Origin of the sequence: Pseudomonas sp. FeN3W, assembly GCA_030263805.2 — a bacterium.
GTDB lineage: Bacteria > Pseudomonadota > Gammaproteobacteria > Pseudomonadales > Pseudomonadaceae > Stutzerimonas > Stutzerimonas stutzeri_G.
The window spans coordinates 4,216,232-4,233,623 of the sequence record CP136010.1; the positions used below are offsets into that span (position 1 = coordinate 4,216,232).

Sequence of the window (17,392 nt, forward strand, 5' to 3'; positions counted from 1 at the left end):
ACGCAGTCAATGGAGCAACAAGCAATGTCCACCCTTACCGAACTCGCCCAACAAATCGCCAAGCTCTATCCGTTGAAGGACAAGCGTGTAGGCAAGCGTTATCGCGTGGTAGGCGAGCTGGCCGGGATGACCGAGCTGGAAGAGATCAACGGTGAGCCGCGCTATATCCAGACCATGGCGCTGAAGAACAAGCAACTCTGGGATGTGGCGGTCTGAATTCGTTCGTTGGTGCCTTGCTGGTTTTCATCCTTTCGACCAGCGCTCGGCGCGCCAGCCCGCCTGCTCGGCTTCGGTCAGAAACGTCCAGGCGATGAACCGGCTTTTCTTCTGCCCCTGGGCCATGTCCAGGGTGTGCACCTGGCGGGCGCCGAGGCGCTTGAGCCGTGTCACCAGTGGCGCCACGTTGGCGCCCTTCGATACCAGGGTACTGAACCAGTAGACCTGCCCGGCGAATGCGACGCTTTCCTCCGCCATGCGCGCGATAAAGGCCGCTTCGCCACCTTCGCACCAGAGCTCCGCCGCCTGACCGCCGAAATTGAGTGCGGGCAGCTTGCGGCTCGGATCGAGCTTGCCGAGGTTACGCCACTTGCGCTGGCTGCCACTGCTGGCTTCGGCCTGTGATGCATGGAAGGGCGGATTGCACAACGTCAGGTCGAAGCGATCCTCCGGCAACATCACGCCCTTGAAGATGTGCTTCGGCGCGGCCTGTTGTCTCAGCTCGATGGCCTTGGCGAGGCCGTTGGCCGAGACGATGGTGCGTGCCGAGGCCAGAGCGGTGGCATCGATATCGCTCCCGGTGAAGCGCCAGCCATACTCCCGATGGCCGATCAACGGATAGATGCAGTTGGCCCCGGTGCCGATGTCCAGTGCACGGATCGCGGCGCCACGGGGGATGGCGCGGGCCTCGTGCCCCCCGAGCAGGTCGGCCAGGCCGTGCAGGTAATCGGCGCGCCCGGGCACCGGAGGGCACAGGTAGCCCGGCGGGATGTCCCAGTGCTGGATGCCGTAGAACTGCCGCAGCAAGGCGCGATTGAACACCCGCACCGCATCCGGGTTGGCGAAGTCGATGCTCTGCTTGCGGTAAGGATTGAGGATGACGTATTCGGCCAGCTCCGGGCACCCAGCGATCAGTGCGGGGAAGTCGTAGCGACCGGTGTGGCGGTTGCGTGGATGCAGCACGGCTTTGCCGGGTTCGGCGCGGTCGGGCTGCGTAGTCGAGGGCGGGGATTTGCGCGGCATTTGTCAGCAGGGGTTGGCGGCTGGGGGGCGCATTGTCCCACAACCGCTGTCGGCGGCTAGTGCCGACGCGGCACCATCAGCATCCACAGCAGACCCCAGAGCAGCGCCCCGGCACCGAGCCAGAAGGCGCTGTGCAGGCTGCCGCCCATGCCCATCCAGAGGCTGGTCAGCCAGGGGGCGGCGAGCTGGGTCAGGCCGTAGAGTGCGATCAGCGCCGCCGATAGCCGCGGCCCCTGATGCGGATGCAGTGCCCGCGCCAGGCGCTGGGTCAGCAGCACGGTGCCGAGAAAGGTGCCGCCGACCAGCACCGCACAGAGCAGGATGCCGACCGCGCCGGGCAGCAGCAGCGCGGCCAGTACGCCGAGCAGCTGGGTGAGATAGCTCAGGCGCAAGGCGATGTCGTCACCCATGCGCACGCCGAGACGATTCCACAGCCAGGGCGCCGGCAGCGTCGCCAGCGCCACCACCAGCCAGCTGCCACCGATCAGGAAGTCGCCGGGCTCCACCTGCAGGCGCGCGACCATCGGTAGGAAGGTCATCGGCAGGATGTAGCCCATGCCGGCACCGGCGTAGGAAAGAAACAGCGGCGTGCTGGAGCGATCGAGCAGCTTGCCGCTTGGCGGCTCCGCCGACGGTTGGGCCTTTTCTTCATCAGGCATGTCCAGCCGCGCCAACTGCCGCCAGCCCCACCAGGCCAGCGGTATCGACAGCAGCGCCGCCGGCCACCAGCGTTCGGCGCCCACCAGCAAGCCATCGCTCAGGCTCACCAGCAGGCTGGAGAGGATCAGGCCGACGCAGACACCGAGGTAGACCAGGCCGCTGGAGGAAACGCGCTGCTGTCGCGCCAGCCATTCGAGGATCAGCGAGGGCGCCTGGACGAACACCAGGCCGTTGCTGATGCCATTGGCCAGGCGCAGCGCGGCGAGCGCATCGGCGGATTCGGCCTGGGTCTGCAGCAGGGCGCTCAGGACGTGTAGCGCCAGTGCCCAGGGCAGCGTACGGCGGATCTGCGCGACGCGATGCCAGCGCACCGCGAGCAGGGCGCCGATCAGATAGCCCAGGTAGTTCCAGCTGGCGATGCTGGCGCCTTCCTGCACGGTCAGCAGGCCGTCCTCCACCAGCCAGGGCAGCAGCGGGGTATAGACGAAGCGGCCAAGGCCATGGACCACCAACAACAGGACGGCACCGGCCAGCAGGACCGGAAACAGGGCGACACGCTGAGGCATGGAATCTGTTCTTTTTAGAATGAGAGCTGGAGCTTAACGGCTGGCCCTTTCAGCCGCCATGCCACTTTTCGCTGGCTACCCGTCGGTGGCGAACTTGAGGTCGCCGGCATTCAAAGCGGAAACAGCAGCGGCACCAGCAGCACCGAGACGATCATGACCAGCGCGGTGAAAGGTACGCCAACGCGAACGAAGTCGGCGAAGCGGTATTGCCCGGGACCGAGTACCAGGGTGTTCACCGGCGAGGAAATCGGCGTCATGAACGCGGCGGAGGCCGCCAGCGCGACGATCATGGCGAAGGGATAGGGCGAGGCGCCCAGCTGCTCGGCGGTGGACAGCGCGACGGGTGCCATCAGCACGGCCGTCGCCGTGTTGGAGATGAACAGCCCGATCACCGCGGTGAGCAGGAACAGGCAGGCGAGCAGGGCATGCGGCCCGGCATCGCCGAGCAGGCCGACCAGCCCCGATGTCGCCAGGGCGACGCCGCCGGTTTTCTGCAGCGCCAGGGCGAACGGCAACATGCCGACGATCAGCACCAGGCTTTGCCAGTGAATCGCCTTGTAGGCGCTGTCCATGTCGATGCAGCGGAACAGGCCCATGACCAGGCAGCCAATCAGCGCTGCCAGTACGTTGGGCACCAGGCCGCTGACCATCAATGTCACCATCACCGCCAGCCCGAGCAGTGCGAACGGCGCCTGGTTGGCCGCGGGGGCCACATCGTCCACCTCGGCCGGCAGGCTGAGCACGAGGAAGTCGCGGCTCATGCCCTGCAGACGATGGATGTGCTTCCAGCTGCCGGCGACGAGGAGGGTATCGGCCGGCTTGAGCTTTTCATCCACCAGCAGCCCCTGCAGTGCCTGGCGATTGCGGCGCAGGCCGACCACGTTGAGCTTGTGCCGGCTGCGAAAGCCCAGTTGCTGGATGGTCTTGCCCGGCAGGCGCGAATCCGGTGGCAGCGCCACTTCCGCCAGCCCCAGTTCACGGCCGTGAACCGCGTAGTAGGAGGTGTTGAGTTGCAGGGGTTCCAGGCCCAGCTCCTGATAGGCGCCGAGCAGGCCGATGGCCGGGCTGGCCAGATCCACCAGCAGCACATCGCCGACGAACAGCTCGGTGTTGCCCGTTGCGATCAGCAGCAGATTGCGAAAGCGGTCGTGGCGCTCCACGGCAATCACGTTGATGCCGTACTGGGTCCGTAGCTTCAGTTCGTCCAGCGCCTGGTTGGCGAGAATCGATCCGGGCATCACCCGCAGTCGTCGTTCACGCTCTTCCAGCCGATATTCCCGCGCCAGGTCGGCCAGGGTGTGGCGCTGCTCCGTCGCCTCGCTGCGCTTGTCGGTGCCCAGCCAGCGCCGCGCCAGCAGCATATAGCCGACGCCGAGCATCAGAATCGCCAGGCCGATGGGGGTAAAATCGAAGAAGGCGAAGCCGTCTAGCCCGGCGCGGCGCAGCTCGCTGTTGACCACCAGGTTCGGCGGCGTCGCCACCAGCGTCAGCATGCCGCTGATCAGGCCGGCGAACGCCAGCGGCATCATCAGTCGCCGTGGCGAAACCTTCATGCGATGGGCGATGCCCAGCACCACGGGAATGAAGATCGCCACCACGCCGGTCGAACTCATCACCGAGCCGAGCCCCGCGACGGCCAGCATCAGCAGGATCAGCAGGCGGGTCTCGCTGCTGCCGGCGGCACGCATCAGCCAGTCGCCCAGGCGATAGGCGATGCCGGTGCGCACCAGGCCATCGCCGATGACGAACAGGGTGGCGATCAGCACCACGCTCGGATCGCTGAAGCCTGCCAGTGCCTCCTGCACGCTGAGCACACCGGTGAGCGGCAGCGCGACCATGGCCAGTACCGCCACCACGTCCATGCGTGGCTTGTTCAGCGCGAACAGGCCGATGCAGCCGGCGAGCAGGGCGAGAACCAGCAGCAGATCGCCACTCATGGTCGATCAGGGATATTCGAGAATGGATTTGATACGCGGCAGGTTGCGCTCGATCCAGCCCTTGTCGATGGCGCCCCAGTCGCGGATGGCGTAGCGGCCGGCGTTGTGGCGTTCGCCGTCGTCCTGCTCGAAGTTGCAGTCGATGTCCAGGTCCGCGAGCGCGGCAAGGGTGTCCTGGGCGGTGCGGCGGGGCATGCCGGTCGCGGCCATCAGGGCCGGCACGCTGCAGGCGGTGCCGCTGTCGATCAGCCAGGCGACGTAGAGTCGGCGATAGAAGCTGGTTTTGGTCTTGCTGACGGTCATGGAAAGTCCCTGGCCAGGTCGTCTGTGGGGGGCAGCGACCTGGCCGGGCTCGCTACGGTTTAGCGCAGGGCGAGCATGCCGATGTAGGTCGCGGCGCCCGCAGTGTAACCGAGGAAGGCCAGCAGGCTGACGCGCTTGACGTACCAGGTGAAGCTGATCTTCTCCATGCCCATCGCCGCGACCCCCGCTGCCGAGCCGATGATCAGCGTGCTGCCACCGGTGCCGGCGCAATAGGCGAGCATTTCCCAGAAATTGCCGTCGACGACGAACTGCGACATCCAGGCGAACTCTTCGGCAGCGGTGGCAGCCAGCATCTTCTCGCTCACCAACGGATACATCTTCATTGCACCGGCCACCAGCGGCACGTTGTCGACCACGGCCGAGAGCAGGCCGATGGCATAGGTGATCGGATAGATGTGGCCGAGTGATTCGCGAAGAGCGGTCGCGACCTGGGTCAGGTGGCCGGCGGTAGCGAGGCTGGATACGGCGAGCAGAATGCCGAGGAAGAACAGCACGCTGGGGGTGTCCACCTTGCGCAGAACGCCGACTACCGAAAGCGGGTGCTTGTCTTCGGCGTTCTTGTTGCGGTGGATGAACTCGGTGGTGACCCAGAGCACGCCGAGGCCGAAGAGGATGCCCATGTACGGCGGCAGGTGGGTCACCGTCTTGAACACCGGCACGAAGAGCAGGGCGGCGAGACCGAGACCGAGTACCAGGTTGCGCTCGAACACCGTGGTGGTCGGCGGGTGCTTCTCGGCCAGGTGAGCACGCGGCCGCGGCCGAGGTGCTTCGCCGCGCAGGGTGAAGCTGAGAATGATCAGCGGCACCAGCAGGCACACCAGGCTCGGCAGGAACAGCCCGGTGATCACGCCGGAAGCGCTGATCTGGCTACCGATCCAGAGCATGGTGGTGGTCACGTCACCGATCGGCGACCAGGCACCACCGGCGTTGGCGGCGATCACCACCACGCCGACGAACAACCAGCGCTCGGGACGGCCGCGGATCAGCTTGCGCAGCAGCGAGACCATGACGATGGTGGTGGTCAGGTTGTCCAGTGCCGCGGAGAGGAAGAAGGTCAGAAAGCCGATGATCCACAGCAGGTGCACGCGCTTGCGTGTCTGAATGCGATCGGTGATGACCTTGAACCCTTCATGGGAGTCGATCAGCTCGACGATGGTCATCGCGCCGAGCAGGAAGAAGAGAATCTCCGAGACTTCGCCCAGGTGATGACGCAGCGATTCGACCACCACCGCGGAGGAGTCCCCCGGGTTGTGGCTACCGGGTTGCAGCAGCGGCAGTATCTGGTCGGCACCCAGTACCAGAATGGTCCAGGTCACGACCGCGGTCAGGATCGCGGCTGCGGCCTTGTCTATCTTCAGGGGATGTTCAAAGGCTATGCATAGATAGCCTATGACGAACACGACAGCCATGAGTGCATACATCGGAGGGACTCCATCTTGAGGAACCTTGCCGGGCATGCGGGTGTGGTGACGCAGCCTCAGCGGCTGGCAGGGGAACGATTGGCTAGCGAGGTGAAACAAATCGGGGCGGTGGACTGCCCTGGGAGACGGTTGCGCGTTCGGCGAAATACGTGGGGCATTGCGCTTCGCAGCAGGGGGCTCATTTCACATCGTCGAGTTGTTCGTCTTGGCTTTAACGGCCTGCCAGTTTGTAAAGGGGTGTTTCATGTGCGGCATAGTGTATCAGCGTTGCCGGTAATAACTTGTCATCAATCAAGATGACCCCCTGTCTAGTCCTGAAATAGGTTTACACCTGTTTCACCCAAATGCCCGGTGCATCGCATCGGGCGTTTGATATCTCAAAGACAGGTGCGGACGCTCGCGGTTATAGATCGCTACCGATTCACTCACCATCTTCTTCGCCTGTGCTAAATCCTGTGGTCTTTGAAGCAAAAGCTCTGTCTTCAATATCCCGTTGACCCGCTCTGCCAACGCGTTTTGATAACAGTCATAGCCGTCCGTCATAGAGCACCTGATGTCGTGTTTCGCATGCAACGCCTGGTACAGCCCCGAGCAGTACTGGCTGCCCCTGTCCGAGTGATGAATCAGCGGCTGCACGGTTTGACGTTGTCTCACTGCTCGACGCAGCGCCTGCGCTACCGACTCGGTGTGCAGGCTTTCATGGACGTGATATCCCACGATCTTTCGCGAATACGCGTCGGTTACAAGGCTCAGATAAGCCACACCTTCTTGGGTGGGCAGATAGGTAATGTCAGCCACCCAGACTTGCTCCGGGCCGCTTGGAACCACCTGATCAGGACCCGGTTTGAGCAGGTTCGGATGTCGCCGAAAGCGATGATGGCTGTCAGTCGTTTTGTGATACGCCCGCTTGCGGGCCACCAATAAACGTCTCTCGCGCAGAATGGAAAACAGGCGATCTCGGCCCACTTGCAGCCCATGCTGTGGCTGACAATGCATCAAATAATGCAGCTTTCGCGTCCCCATGCGGGGTTGCCGCAGACGTTTTTGGGTAACGAAATCAACTACTTCCTGATCCAGTACCAAACGAGCAGTGTAGGCGCGATTGCGCTTGTAGTAAGCCTGTCGGCTTATCCCCATGAACTGGCAAGCCCTGCTGATGCTCAGGTTTTGGATTCGTTTTTGCGAGAGGACTTGCCGGGACGCTTTTTTACGACAGAAAGACCGTAGTCAGTTTGCAACACATCCACGACAGCTTCGAAAAACTGCGCTTTTTGATTCGACAGAGCAAGCTGCTCTTCAAGCTCTTTGATGCGTTGCTCTGGCGTCAATGGGCGGTTTTGCTCGGGCATGATCCCCATCCTCGGCGAGCCAAGATATGCGCCTGGATTCCAGTTTTGCCGACCATGCTTGCGTAACCACGTCAGAACGGTCGTCTTGCCTTGAATCCCGTAACGCTCCTGAGCCTCTTTATAACTCAGCTCGCCTTTTTCGACCTGGTCGACAACCGACAATTTAAAAGTCATCGTGTAGTCCCGCTGGCTGCGCCTTTTTGCTGCTTCCATTACATCCTCCTGAAAATCGATCAGAAGGTGTAAACCCCATTCAGGACGGGACACCCTTAAGCAAAAAGGCCAGCACCTTTCGGGCTGGCCTTTTTGCGTTTGCCGCGTTCTGATCAGAGCGCGGCGATGCGGTCGCGCTGCTCCTGCAGCCTGGCCTTGGCCTGTTCGGCTTCGGCCAGTTTGGCGCGTTCCTTGTCGATCACTTCGGCGGGAGCCTTGTCGACGAAGCCGGCATTCGACAGTTTGCCGCCGACGCGCTTGAGCTCGCCGTCCAGACGGGCGATTTCCTTGTCCAGACGTGCCAGTTCGGCATCCTTGTCGATCAGGCCGGCCATCGGCACCAGCACCTGCATGTCACCCACTAGCGCGATGGCCGACAACGGAGCCTCTTCGTCGGACGCCAGGATGCGCACGCTTTCCAGCTTGGCCAGCTTCTTCAGCAGCGGCTCGTTGTCGGCCAGGCGACGTTGGTCGGCAGCCGAAGCGTTGCCCAGCACCACGTCGATACGCTTGGCCATGGAGATGTTCATCTCGCCGCGGATCTGCCGAATGCCCAGCATGAAGGCCTTGACCCACTCGATATCGCCTTCTGCGGCTGCGTCGATACGCTCCGGGTTGAACTCCGGCCAGGGCTGCAGCATCAGCGTCGGGCCGGACTTGCCCGCGAGCGGCGCGACGCGCTGCCAGATTTCCTCGGTAATGAACGGCATGAACGGATGCGCCAGGCGCAGTGCCGTTTCCAGCACGCGCACCAGAGTGCGGCGGGTGCCGCGCTGGCGTTCGGCGCTGGCGGTCTCGTCCCATAGCAGTGGCTTGACCAGCTCGAGATACCAGGCGCAGTACTCGTCCCAGATGAACTCGTAGAGTGCCTGGGCGGCCAGATCGAAGCGGAAGGCCTCCAGCTGGCGGTTCACCTCGGCCTCGGTGCGCTGCAGGGCGGAGATGATCCAGCGGTCCACCGAGGACAGCTCGACGGGCTCGTCGCCTGCTCCCGTGTCCTTGCCTTCGGTGTTTTCGAAGACGAAGTTGGCCGCGTTCCAGATCTTGTTGCAGAAGTTGCGGTAACCCTCGACGCGGCCCATGTCGAACTTGATGTCGCGACCGGTGGATGCCAGCGAGCAGAAGGTGAAGCGCAGGGCGTCGGTGCCGTAGCTGGCGATGCCTTCGGGGAACTCGGCGCGGGTCTGCTTGGCGATCTTCTCGGCCAGCTTGGGCTGCATCATGCCGCTGGTGCGCTTGGTCAGCAGTTCATCGAGGGTGATGCCGTCGACGATGTCCAGCGGGTCGAGCACATTGCCCTTGGACTTGGACATCTTCTGCCCTTGGCCATCGCGGACCAGACCGTGCACGTAGACGGTCTTGAACGGAATCTGCCCGGTCAGGTGGGTGGACAGCATGATCATCCGGGCGACCCAGAAGAAGATGATGTCGAAGCCGGTAACCAGCACGTCGGTGGGGTGGAAGGTCTTGAGGAACTCGGTCTGCTGAGGCCAGCCGAGGGTGGAGAAGGTCCACAGCCCGGAGCTGAACCAGGTGTCCAGCACGTCCTCGTCCTGGCGCAGTTCCACTTCGTTGCCGAGGTTGTACTTGCGGCGGACTTCCATCTCGTCGCGGCCGACGTAGACGTGGCCTGCTTCGTCGTACCAGGCCGGAATGCGGTGGCCCCACCAGAGCTGGCGGCTGATGCACCAGTCCTGAATATCGCGCATCCAGCTGAAGTACATGTTCTCGTACTGCTTGGGCACGAACTGGATCTCGCCACTTTCGACGGCAGCGATGGCCTTCTCGGCCAGCGGTTTGGTGGAGACATACCACTGGTCGGTCAGCCACGGCTCGATGATGGTGCCCGAGCGGTCGCCGCGCGGCACTTTCAGCGCGTGGTCGTCGATCTTTTCCAGCAGGCTCATGGCGTCGAACTCGGCGACGATGGCCTTGCGCGCATCGAAGCGGTCCATGTGCGCATAGCCGTCCGGCAGGCTGGTGTCGATCTTGTCGTTCACCGAGCCGTCGATGTTGAACACCTGGGCACGCGCCAGGATGCAGGCGTTCTGATCGAAGATGTTGATCAGCGGCAGGTGGTGACGCTTGCCGACCTCGTAGTCGTTGAAGTCATGCGCCGGGGTGATCTTCACGCAGCCGGTGCCGAACTCGAGGTCGACGTAGTCGTCGGCCACGATGGGGATCAGGCGGTTGACCAGCGGCAGCATGACGTGGCGGCCGATCAGGCTCTTGTAGCGCTCGTCCTCCGGGTGCACGGCGATGGCGGCGTCACCGAGCATGGTTTCCGGACGGGTAGTGGCGACCACCAGGTAGTCCAGCCCATCGGCGGTCTTGCAGCCATCGGCCAGCGGATAGCGCAGATGCCAGAGGTGACCCTTCTCGTCGTGGTTCTCCACTTCCAGATCGGAAATGGCGGTATGCAGCTTGGTGTCCCAGTTGACCAGGCGCTTGCCGCGATAGATCAGGCCGTCCTCGTGCAGGCGGACGAAGGCTTCCTTGACCGCCTCGGACAGGCCGTCGTCCATGGTGAAGCGCTCGCGCGACCAGTCCACCGAGGAGCCCAGGCGACGGATCTGCCGGGTGATGGTGCCGCCGGACTCCTCCTTCCACTGCCAGACCTTGTCGAGAAACTTCTCGCGGCCCAGGTCATGACGACTGGCGCCCTGGGCGGCCAATTGGCGCTCGACCACCATCTGCGTGGCGATACCGGCATGGTCGGTGCCCGGTTGCCACAGGGTGTTGCGACCCTGCATGCGGCGCCAGCGGATCAAGGCGTCCATGATCGCGTTGTTGAAGCCATGACCCATGTGCAGGCTGCCGGTGACGTTCGGCGGCGGGATCATGATGGTGTAGGGCTCGCCGGAACCTTGCGGGGCGAAATAGTTGTTCGATTCCCAGGTCTGGTACCAGGAAGTCTCGATGGCGTGCGGCTGGTAGGTCTTGTCCATGCGGCGGGACCCTTAAAAACGTCTGGTCGGAAAAACGCGCAAGTATAAAGGCAAACGGCCGCGAGGTTTCGCGGCCGTTGCGGATTAACTGCGTATCGATGGCGAGTGGGTCAGGGGCGGGGTGGGGGCGTACGCACCAGACGGTCGATCCGACTCTCGAGTCGGCGTTTGAGCTCGGCCTCGATCTGCGGCACGAAGTCGTCGATCACTTCCTGGAGGATCAGGTTGGCCGCGGTGCGCAGCTCATGGTCGATATGCCGCTCGGCCAGGGTGCGGAAGGCACTGCGTACGCTGGTTTCCCGCGGCTCGTCGTCGCTGGCGCTGGCGGCCGGAGCGGCAGGCGCTGGCTCGACGATATCGGACAACAGCGGAATGCTGTCCGGGTCCAGCGCTGCGCTGGCCGGAACCTCGTCTGGAAAATCGTCACCGAGCAGAGCGCGAATGGACTCGAGATCGCTCAGCAGTTCGGCGGGTTTGTTCGGGGCTTTCGGTGTCATCTCAGAAGTTTCCGGGGCTTGAGCATCCCGGCGGCTGCCAGGGTTTTTCCCTTGCTGTCGAATGGTTGGTCTTAAAGCTCGACCCGTTTCGGATCATAGCCCTGGCGTCGATACAGGCGGAAATTCTCCCGGCAGGCGGTCAGCAGCTGCGGTTCCTGGTTGACGATCTCGATGACCCGGCTGAACTGGTCGATATGCGAAGAAAGCGTCGATGCCAGGTTGATCAGCAGGCCCTGGGTGAATTGAGGTGCCTGGTCGACGCCGATCACCACCGGGGCCTTCGGGTCGTCGATGTGCTGCTCGTGGGGAATGAAGCGCTCGGCGCGAAAGCTCCAGAGCAGTTCGTCGACTTCGTTCGACTGCGTTTCATCGACGCAGCGAATGAATACCTGCATGCCATGTTGCCAGCCCTTGGCCGCCAACTGACAGGCCGCCCGCAGGCGGCCGGTCGGGTTATCGTCGGGCAGGACGTAGAACTCGATACGCGTCATGGGCACGCTCCGCGTTGGCCGGGCAGCGCGAGGCGACCCCGGCCCGAGGGATCAGGCGCGACGGCCTGGTGCATATCAGTTGACCCGGTCCAGCAGGTACTGGGTCAACAGCGGCACGGGGCGGCCGGTGGCACCTTTTTCCTTGCCGCCGCTGGTCCAGGCGGTGCCGGCGATATCCAGGTGCGCCCAGGCGAACTTCTTGGTGAAGCGCGAAAGGAAACAGGCAGCCGTGATGGTGCCAGCCTTGGGGCCACCGATGTTGGCGATATCGGCGAAGGGGCTATCCAGCTGTTCCTGGTATTCGTCGAACAGCGGCAGCTGCCAGGCGCGGTCGGCCGCGTTCTCGCCAGCCTGCAGCAGTTGCTGCACCAGGGCGTCGTTGTTGCCCAGCAGGCCGGACGTGTTGCTGCCCAGGGCGACGATGCAGGCGCCGGTCAGCGTGGCCACGTCGATCACCGCGCGCGGTTCGAAGCGTTCGGCGTAGGTCAGTGCATCGCACAGCACCAGACGGCCTTCGGCATCGGTGTTGAGGATTTCCACGGTCTGGCCGCTCATGGTGGTGACGATGTCGCCCGGGCGGGTGGCGCCGCCGCTGGGCATGTTCTCGGCACAGGCCAGCAGACAGACCAGGTTGATCGGCAGCTGCAGCTCCAGCACGGCCTTTAGGGTGCCGAGTACGCTGGCGGCGCCGCCCATGTCGTACTTCATCTCGTCCATGCCCTGGCCCGGCTTGAGGCTGATGCCACCGGTATCGAAGGTGATGCCTTTGCCCACCAGGGCATACGGCTGGTCGCCCTTCTTGCCGCCGTTGTACTGCATGACGATGATGCAGCCGGGCTGTTCGCTACCCTGGGAAACCGCGAGGAAGGCACCAGCGCCAAGATCACGCAGCTTCTTCTCGTCGAGCACGTCGACCTTCAGGCCCTTGTAGGCCTTGCTCATCTGCTTCGCCTGTTCGGCGATGTAGGTCGGGTGGCAGACGTTCGGGGGCAGGTTGCCGAGGTCGCGGGTGAAGGCCATGCCACTGGCGATCGCCGAGGCTTCGCGGGTCGCGCGTTCCACCTCGGGCTGCTCGCTCTTGTCACACAGCAGGATGATCTTCTGCAGTGCGCGCGGGTCGGCTTTCTTGCTCTTGAAGCGATCGAACACGTACTGGCCGTCGGCGAGGATTTCCACCAGCAGGCGAGTGCGGCCGTAGCTGTCGCGGCCTTTGACCTGAACATCCTGCATGGCGAAGGCCGCATCGGCACCGCCGAGGCCCTTGATTGCGGCAAGTGCGGCATTGGCGATCTTGCGCCACTGGCGATTGTCCAGCTCGTCGGCCTTGCCGATCCCGACCAGCAGTACGCGCTCGGCCTTGAGGCCGGGCAGGCCATGCAACAGCAGGGTCTGACCGGCTTTGCCCTGGATGTCGCCACGCTTGAGCGCAGCGCTGAGCGCGCCGCCGCTGGTGCTGTCTACGCTCTGCGCGACGCTGCCGAGAAGGCAATCATCGCCGAGCGGCAGAATCAGGGTGGCGGTCTTCTGGGTGGAGGCTTTGGCGCTTTTGACAACAAATTCCATGACGTGGTGTCCCCAAGACAAAGAGTCGGGTTTGCAGGATAATGCCGGGCTTATTTTTCCGGTGGTTCGCCTGTTCGGTCGTTGCTAACGACTGCGCTAGGCTAGAAACGTTGCAATCTTCGATGCTTCGCGATTGCCTCGGCGCGGCGGTCCGCGTCCGCTCGGTGCGTCATTACCCAATTTCCAACGGCCCGTTCTGGCGGGCCGGCAACTGGCGGCTAGTTTGAGCGTTGCCGCCAGAGCCTGACAACCCTGGAGTGTCTGGTTTGATCGTCTTTCGTTACCTGTCCCGAGAGCTGCTGGTCACCATGAGCGCGGTCAGTGCCGTGCTGCTGGTGATCATCATGAGCGGCCGTTTCATCAAGTATCTGGCGCAGGCTGCGCAGGGGCTGCTCGATCCAGGGGTGCTGTTGCTGATCATGGGCTTTCGTCTGCCCGGCTTTCTGCAACTGATCCTCCCGCTCGGGCTGTTCCTCGGCATTTTGCTGGCCTACGGGCGCCTCTATCTGGAAAGCGAGATGACGGTGCTTTCGGCAACGGGCATGAGCCAGCGTCGGCTGCTGGTCTACAGCCTGGCACCCGCCGCCCTGGTGTCGGTCGTGGTGGGCTGGCTGAGCCTGGGATTGGCACCGCAGGGCATCGCCGAGGTGGACCGTATCCTCAATCAGCAGGACTCCCTGACCGAGTTCGACACGCTGGTGCCGGGGCGTTTCCAGACATTGCGCGGCGGCTCACGGGTAACCTACACCCGCGAGTTATCCGCTGATCGCAGCGAGCTCGGCGGGGTGTTCATCTCTGAAACCAATGTTTCGCGTCAGACCGGTAAGGAAAGCGGGCTGTCGGTGCTGGTCGCCGAGAGCGGGCGGCAGGAGATCCAGCCCGATGGCAGTCGCTATCTGATTCTGGAAAACGGCTATCGCTACGACGGCAACCCGGGCCAGGCCGATTATCGCGCCATCCAATACGACACCTATGGCGTGCTGCTTCCCAAGCCGGAAGTGAGCATGGAGCTGAGCGAGCGTGAGGCGCTGCCGACCCTGGAGCTGCTCGGCAGCGACAACATCCGCCATCGGACCGAACTGCAGTGGCGCTTCTCGTTGCCGTTGCTGGTGTTCGTCGTCACCGTACTCGCGGTGCCCCTGGCCAAGGTGAATCCGCGACAGGGGCGTTTTCTCAAGTTGCTGCCGGCGATCCTGCTGTACATGACCTACCTCGCGTTGCTGATCGCCGTGCGCGGTGCGCTGGACAAGGGGCGGATCCCGATGGCGCTGGGCCTTTGGTGGGTGCACGGGCTGTTCCTGGCGATAGGCCTGTTGATGCTGTACTGGGAGCCGATCAGGCTGCGAATGAAGAAGGGCAGTGCGCAGCGGGAGGTGGCTCGTGGTTAAGCTGGATCGCTATATCGGAGTCCATGTCTTTCTCGCGATTCTGACTGTCCTCGGCATCATCGTGGGGCTGGCTCTGCTATTCGCTTTCATCGATGAGTTGGGCGATGTAGAAGGTGGCTACGGACTGGGCGATGCCCTGCAATACGTGTTGCTGACGTCGCCTCGGCGTCTGTATGAAATGCTGCCAATGGCGGCTCTGATCGGCTGTTTGATCGGCCTTGGCACGCTTGCCAGCAGCAGCGAACTGACCATCATGCGCGCGGCTGGCGTCTCGCTGGGACGCATCGTGGTGGCGGTGATGAAGCCGATGCTGGTGCTGCTCATTGCCGGCATTCTGATCGGTGAGTACGTTGCGCCGGCAACCGAGGACATTGCCCAGGCGCGGCGCTCCCTGGCGCAGGGTGCGGGCGAGGCGCAGAGCAGCAAGCGCGGCCTGTGGCACCGGCAGGAGAACGAGTTCGTGCACGTCAACGCCGTGCAGCCCGGCGGCGTGCTGGTGGGGGTGACACGCTATCGCTTCGATGACGAGCGCCAATTGTTGTCGTCCAGCTTTGCCCGTCGCGCCAGCTATCAGGCCGATCACTGGCTGCTCGAGAATATTTCGACCACCCATTTTCGAGGCGACCGCACCGAGGTGGTACGCACGCCGCAGGAACGCTGGGATGTCCAGCTGACCCCGCAACTGCTCGGCACCGTGGTGATGGAGCCAGAAGCGCTGTCGATTACCGGCTTGTGGCGCTATATCCATTACCTGGGTGAACAGGGGCTGAACAATGGTCGTTACTGGCTGGCGTTCTGGACCAAGGTGCTGCAGCCGGCCGTCACCGTTGCGCTGGTGCTGCTGGCGATCTCGTTCATCTTCGGGCCGCTGCGTTCGGTCACGCTCGGTCAGCGCATCTTCACCGGCGTAGTGGTCGGCTTCGTATTCCGCATCATTCAGGATCTGCTCGGGCCGGCTAGCCAGGTGTTCGGCTTCTCGCCGTTGCTTGCGGTGGTGCTGCCGGCAGGCATCTGTGCACTCATCGGAGCCTGGTTGCTGCGTCGGGCGGGATAGAGGCAGCTTCAAGCTGCAAGCTAAGCTCGAATAGCGCCTCGCGTCGGGAGTGGGTCCCCGCTCCGTAGGGTGCGCTCCGCGCACCGCGAACGACGGCACGAGTCCATCGGTGCGCGGAGCGCACCCTACGTGCTGGCCGGGAATTTGGGTGCGGTGGCGGGCGGGATAGAAGCAGCTTCAAGCTTCAAGCTTCAAGCGGCAAGAATGGCCGGCCGGGAGCGCATCCCAGCTTGTAGCTTGTAGCTTGTAGCTATTTCTTATGAATATTCTTCGGCAGTTGCACGGCCTGGCTCTCCGAGTACATGTCGTGCCAGGTGCGTTTCTGTTTGTCGAACAGCATCCACCAATACCCCATGCCCAAGCACAGCAGCGATACCAGTGCGATCAGAAAACGCAAAAGTGCCTGCCAAAGATCAATGGCGGTCCCGTCTGCATTCTGGATCCGGATGCCCCAGACCTGCATGCCCAGCGTCTGGCCGCTGTGGGTCCAGAACTTGGCGAAAAAGCCGAACAGGCTGAACAGCAGTAGGGTCGAGAGCAGGGGGTCGATATCCAGGCGGCCGGCGTCCGCAAGCTGTTGCAGCTGTTCACTGCCATAGAGCAGTCGTAGTAGCACCTGCTGATAGAGCAGTGTCACCACCATCATCAAGGCGATGCACAACAGGCTGTCATAGAACATCGCTGCAAGCCGGCGTACCAGGCCTGCAGCGGGAAACTGGCCCTGCGGGCTGAGCAGGTGTCTGCGCATTGGGCGTCTCGATCAAAGGGTGGGCGGCGCATTCTACGGAATTGCGCGCATAAAAAAGCCCCTGATGTTGCCATCAGGGGCTTTTCGGAGAGGAGGCTTAGCCCAGGATCTGAACCTGGTCTGCCTGCATGCCCTTTTGACCTTGCACTGCGACGAAGCTGACTTTCTGGCCTTCTTTCAGGCTCTTGAAGCCGTTGCCTTCGATCGCGCGGAAGTGCACGAACAGATCCGGACCGCTCTCAGGAGTGATGAAACCAAAACCTTTCTCGTCGTTAAACCACTTGACGGTACCGTTCTGACGATTCGACATGTCTTTGTATCCTTGAAACTCAAAAGTAGAATTGCCCCCCGCAGAGCAGGAAGCTGGAACTGGTTGCAAGGAGTAAGAGAGTCGAGCGGAGTAGCGGATCTGAAGATCTACTGCACCAGGTCACGATTCAACAGCGACCCATGCAAACACAGTGGGCACACTCTACGATAACTCTCCAGGGAATGCCAACCCCTCGGAGCCATAGAATTTGCCTGTCCAGGCGGCGCTATTTGGCGCTTTTTGACGTGGCTTTGACTCGCCGTGTTCGCTGTTGCGAGAGGGTCAATGCCGCGAGTCGACTGCATCGATATCGAGTGTCAGTCTGAGGGAAAGCGATGTAGCTGAGTTGCTTGCCGTGCTGCCGATCCAGGCTGTATGGATGACTTGCGTATGGCTTGATGCGCTTTGAAGCTTCGCTACGGCGTTCAGAGTTGCAGGCGATCCGGTTGCCCGTTTCGCTAAGCATGCAGCTTGGCTGCGTTGTAGCGATTCACTGATGGTGCCCCGAGAGAGACTCGAACTCTCACGTTGTTACCAACGGCGGATTTTGAATCCGCTGCGTCTACCGATTCCGCCATCGAGGCACAGTGGGCGCGCAGTATAGGGATGCGCGACGGGGTGGTCAATCGCTTGGCGTGGTCAGGTCGACGTGTTTCGGATAAGATTTGCGCCCTTTCCGCGTCC

The 17,392-nt window shown here is 62.8% G+C and carries 15 protein-coding genes and 1 tRNA gene; 3 read left to right on the forward strand and 13 right to left on the reverse strand.

Annotated features, from left to right (window positions below; genetic code table 11):
* Window positions 1–24: 24 nt before the first annotated feature.
* On the forward strand, window positions 25–216 hold the full coding sequence (locus P5704_019840; GenBank protein ID WOF78246.1) for a hypothetical protein: 192 nt from the start codon (window positions 25–27) through the stop codon (window positions 214–216).
* 27 nt (window positions 217–243) lie between these two features.
* On the opposite strand, the gene rlmF is transcribed toward P5704_019840, so the two are convergent.
* The 10 genes from rlmF to P5704_019890 form a co-directional block, all read right to left on the reverse strand.
* Window positions 244–1,239: a 23S rRNA (adenine(1618)-N(6))-methyltransferase RlmF gene (gene rlmF, locus P5704_019845; protein ID WOF78247.1), complete on the reverse strand. Its 996-nt coding sequence runs from the start codon at window positions 1,237–1,239 to the stop codon at window positions 244–246.
* 56 nt (window positions 1,240–1,295) lie between these two features.
* Complete coding sequence (locus P5704_019850) at window positions 1,296–2,465, reverse strand: YbfB/YjiJ family MFS transporter (GenBank protein WOF78248.1); 1,170 nt, start codon at window positions 2,463–2,465, stop codon at window positions 1,296–1,298.
* A 110-nt stretch (window positions 2,466–2,575) separates the two neighbouring features.
* Window positions 2,576–4,402, reverse strand: coding sequence for an SLC13 family permease (locus P5704_019855; GenBank protein ID WOF78249.1), 1,827 nt, complete (start codon window positions 4,400–4,402; stop codon window positions 2,576–2,578).
* Window positions 4,403–4,408: 6 nt separating this feature from the next.
* A complete protein-coding gene (locus P5704_019860; protein ID WOF78250.1) occupies window positions 4,409–4,705 on the reverse strand; it encodes a winged helix-turn-helix domain-containing protein in 297 nt (98 codons plus the stop codon).
* A 59-nt stretch (window positions 4,706–4,764) separates the two neighbouring features.
* Window positions 4,765–6,147 (reverse strand): sodium:proton antiporter NhaD, encoded by a 1,383-nt coding sequence (nhaD, locus tag P5704_019865; protein ID WOF78251.1) that lies wholly within the window; start codon window positions 6,145–6,147, stop codon window positions 4,765–4,767.
* 336 nt (window positions 6,148–6,483) lie between these two features.
* Window positions 6,484–7,709 (reverse strand): IS3 family transposase gene (locus P5704_019870; GenBank protein WOF78252.1). Its coding sequence is split into 2 segments (ribosomal slippage): window positions 6,484–7,346 and window positions 7,346–7,709, totalling 1,227 coding nucleotides; the frame shifts between segments, so codons are not numbered across the junction.
* Between the two features lie 113 nt (window positions 7,710–7,822).
* Window positions 7,823–10,657 carry a valine--tRNA ligase gene (locus tag P5704_019875; protein WOF78253.1) on the reverse strand — a complete coding sequence of 945 codons (2,835 nt, stop codon included), beginning with the start codon at window positions 10,655–10,657 and terminating at the stop codon, window positions 7,823–7,825.
* A 110-nt stretch (window positions 10,658–10,767) separates the two neighbouring features.
* On the reverse strand, window positions 10,768–11,154 hold the full coding sequence (locus P5704_019880) for a DNA polymerase III subunit chi (protein ID WOF78254.1): 387 nt from the start codon (window positions 11,152–11,154) through the stop codon (window positions 10,768–10,770).
* A 71-nt stretch (window positions 11,155–11,225) separates the two neighbouring features.
* Window positions 11,226–11,645 (reverse strand): DNA polymerase III subunit chi, encoded by a 420-nt coding sequence (locus tag P5704_019885; GenBank protein ID WOF78255.1) that lies wholly within the window; start codon window positions 11,643–11,645, stop codon window positions 11,226–11,228.
* 75 nt (window positions 11,646–11,720) lie between these two features.
* Window positions 11,721–13,208, reverse strand: coding sequence for a leucyl aminopeptidase (locus tag P5704_019890; protein ID WOF78256.1), 1,488 nt, complete (start codon window positions 13,206–13,208; stop codon window positions 11,721–11,723).
* Between the two features lie 266 nt (window positions 13,209–13,474).
* Here P5704_019890 and lptF point away from each other — a divergent pair, with 266 nt between their 5' ends.
* Window positions 13,475–14,596 carry an LPS export ABC transporter permease LptF gene (lptF, locus tag P5704_019895; protein ID WOF78257.1) on the forward strand — a complete coding sequence of 374 codons (1,122 nt, stop codon included), beginning with the start codon at window positions 13,475–13,477 and terminating at the stop codon, window positions 14,594–14,596.
* Complete coding sequence (lptG, locus tag P5704_019900; protein ID WOF78258.1) at window positions 14,589–15,650, forward strand: LPS export ABC transporter permease LptG; 1,062 nt, start codon at window positions 14,589–14,591, stop codon at window positions 15,648–15,650. The genes lptF and lptG overlap by 8 nt, the downstream gene beginning before the upstream one ends.
* 250 nt (window positions 15,651–15,900) lie before the next feature.
* Here the strand turns inward: lptG and P5704_019905 are convergent, their stop codons facing one another.
* From P5704_019905 to P5704_019915, 3 genes are all read right to left on the reverse strand, one after another.
* Window positions 15,901–16,398: an RDD family protein gene (locus tag P5704_019905; protein WOF78259.1), complete on the reverse strand. Its 498-nt coding sequence runs from the start codon at window positions 16,396–16,398 to the stop codon at window positions 15,901–15,903.
* A 97-nt stretch (window positions 16,399–16,495) separates the two neighbouring features.
* The gene (locus P5704_019910; protein ID WOF78260.1) at window positions 16,496–16,708 is read right to left on the reverse strand and encodes a cold-shock protein; all 213 of its coding nucleotides are present in this window, start codon (window positions 16,706–16,708) and stop codon (window positions 16,496–16,498) included.
* Window positions 16,709–17,205: 497 nt separating this feature from the next.
* Window positions 17,206–17,292, reverse strand: a tRNA-Leu gene (locus P5704_019915).
* Between the last annotated feature and the right edge of the window lie 100 nt (window positions 17,293–17,392).

Bases quoted from the DNA above. Each gene is read 5' to 3' on its own strand.
- P5704_019875 (WOF78253.1), bottom strand. From the start codon at position 10,657: ATGGACAAGACCTACCAGCCGCACGCCATCGAGACTTCCTGGTACCAG.
- rlmF (WOF78247.1), bottom strand. From the start codon at position 1,239: ATGCCGCGCAAATCCCCGCCCTCGACTACGCAGCCCGACCGCGCCGAA.
- P5704_019860 (WOF78250.1), bottom strand. From the start codon at position 4,705: ATGACCGTCAGCAAGACCAAAACCAGCTTCTATCGCCGACTCTACGTC.
- nhaD (WOF78251.1), bottom strand. From the start codon at position 6,147: ATGTATGCACTCATGGCTGTCGTGTTCGTCATAGGCTATCTATGCATA.
- P5704_019905 (WOF78259.1), bottom strand. From the start codon at position 16,398: ATGCGCAGACACCTGCTCAGCCCGCAGGGCCAGTTTCCCGCTGCAGGC.
- P5704_019890 (WOF78256.1), bottom strand. From the start codon at position 13,208: ATGGAATTTGTTGTCAAAAGCGCCAAAGCCTCCACCCAGAAGACCGCC.
- P5704_019850 (WOF78248.1), bottom strand. From the start codon at position 2,465: ATGCCTCAGCGTGTCGCCCTGTTTCCGGTCCTGCTGGCCGGTGCCGTC.
- P5704_019840 (WOF78246.1), top strand. From the start codon at position 25: ATGTCCACCCTTACCGAACTCGCCCAACAAATCGCCAAGCTCTATCCG.
- P5704_019880 (WOF78254.1), bottom strand. From the start codon at position 11,154: ATGACACCGAAAGCCCCGAACAAACCCGCCGAACTGCTGAGCGATCTC.
- P5704_019910 (WOF78260.1), bottom strand. From the start codon at position 16,708: ATGTCGAATCGTCAGAACGGTACCGTCAAGTGGTTTAACGACGAGAAA.
- P5704_019885 (WOF78255.1), bottom strand. From the start codon at position 11,645: ATGACGCGTATCGAGTTCTACGTCCTGCCCGACGATAACCCGACCGGC.
- P5704_019855 (WOF78249.1), bottom strand. From the start codon at position 4,402: ATGAGTGGCGATCTGCTGCTGGTTCTCGCCCTGCTCGCCGGCTGCATC.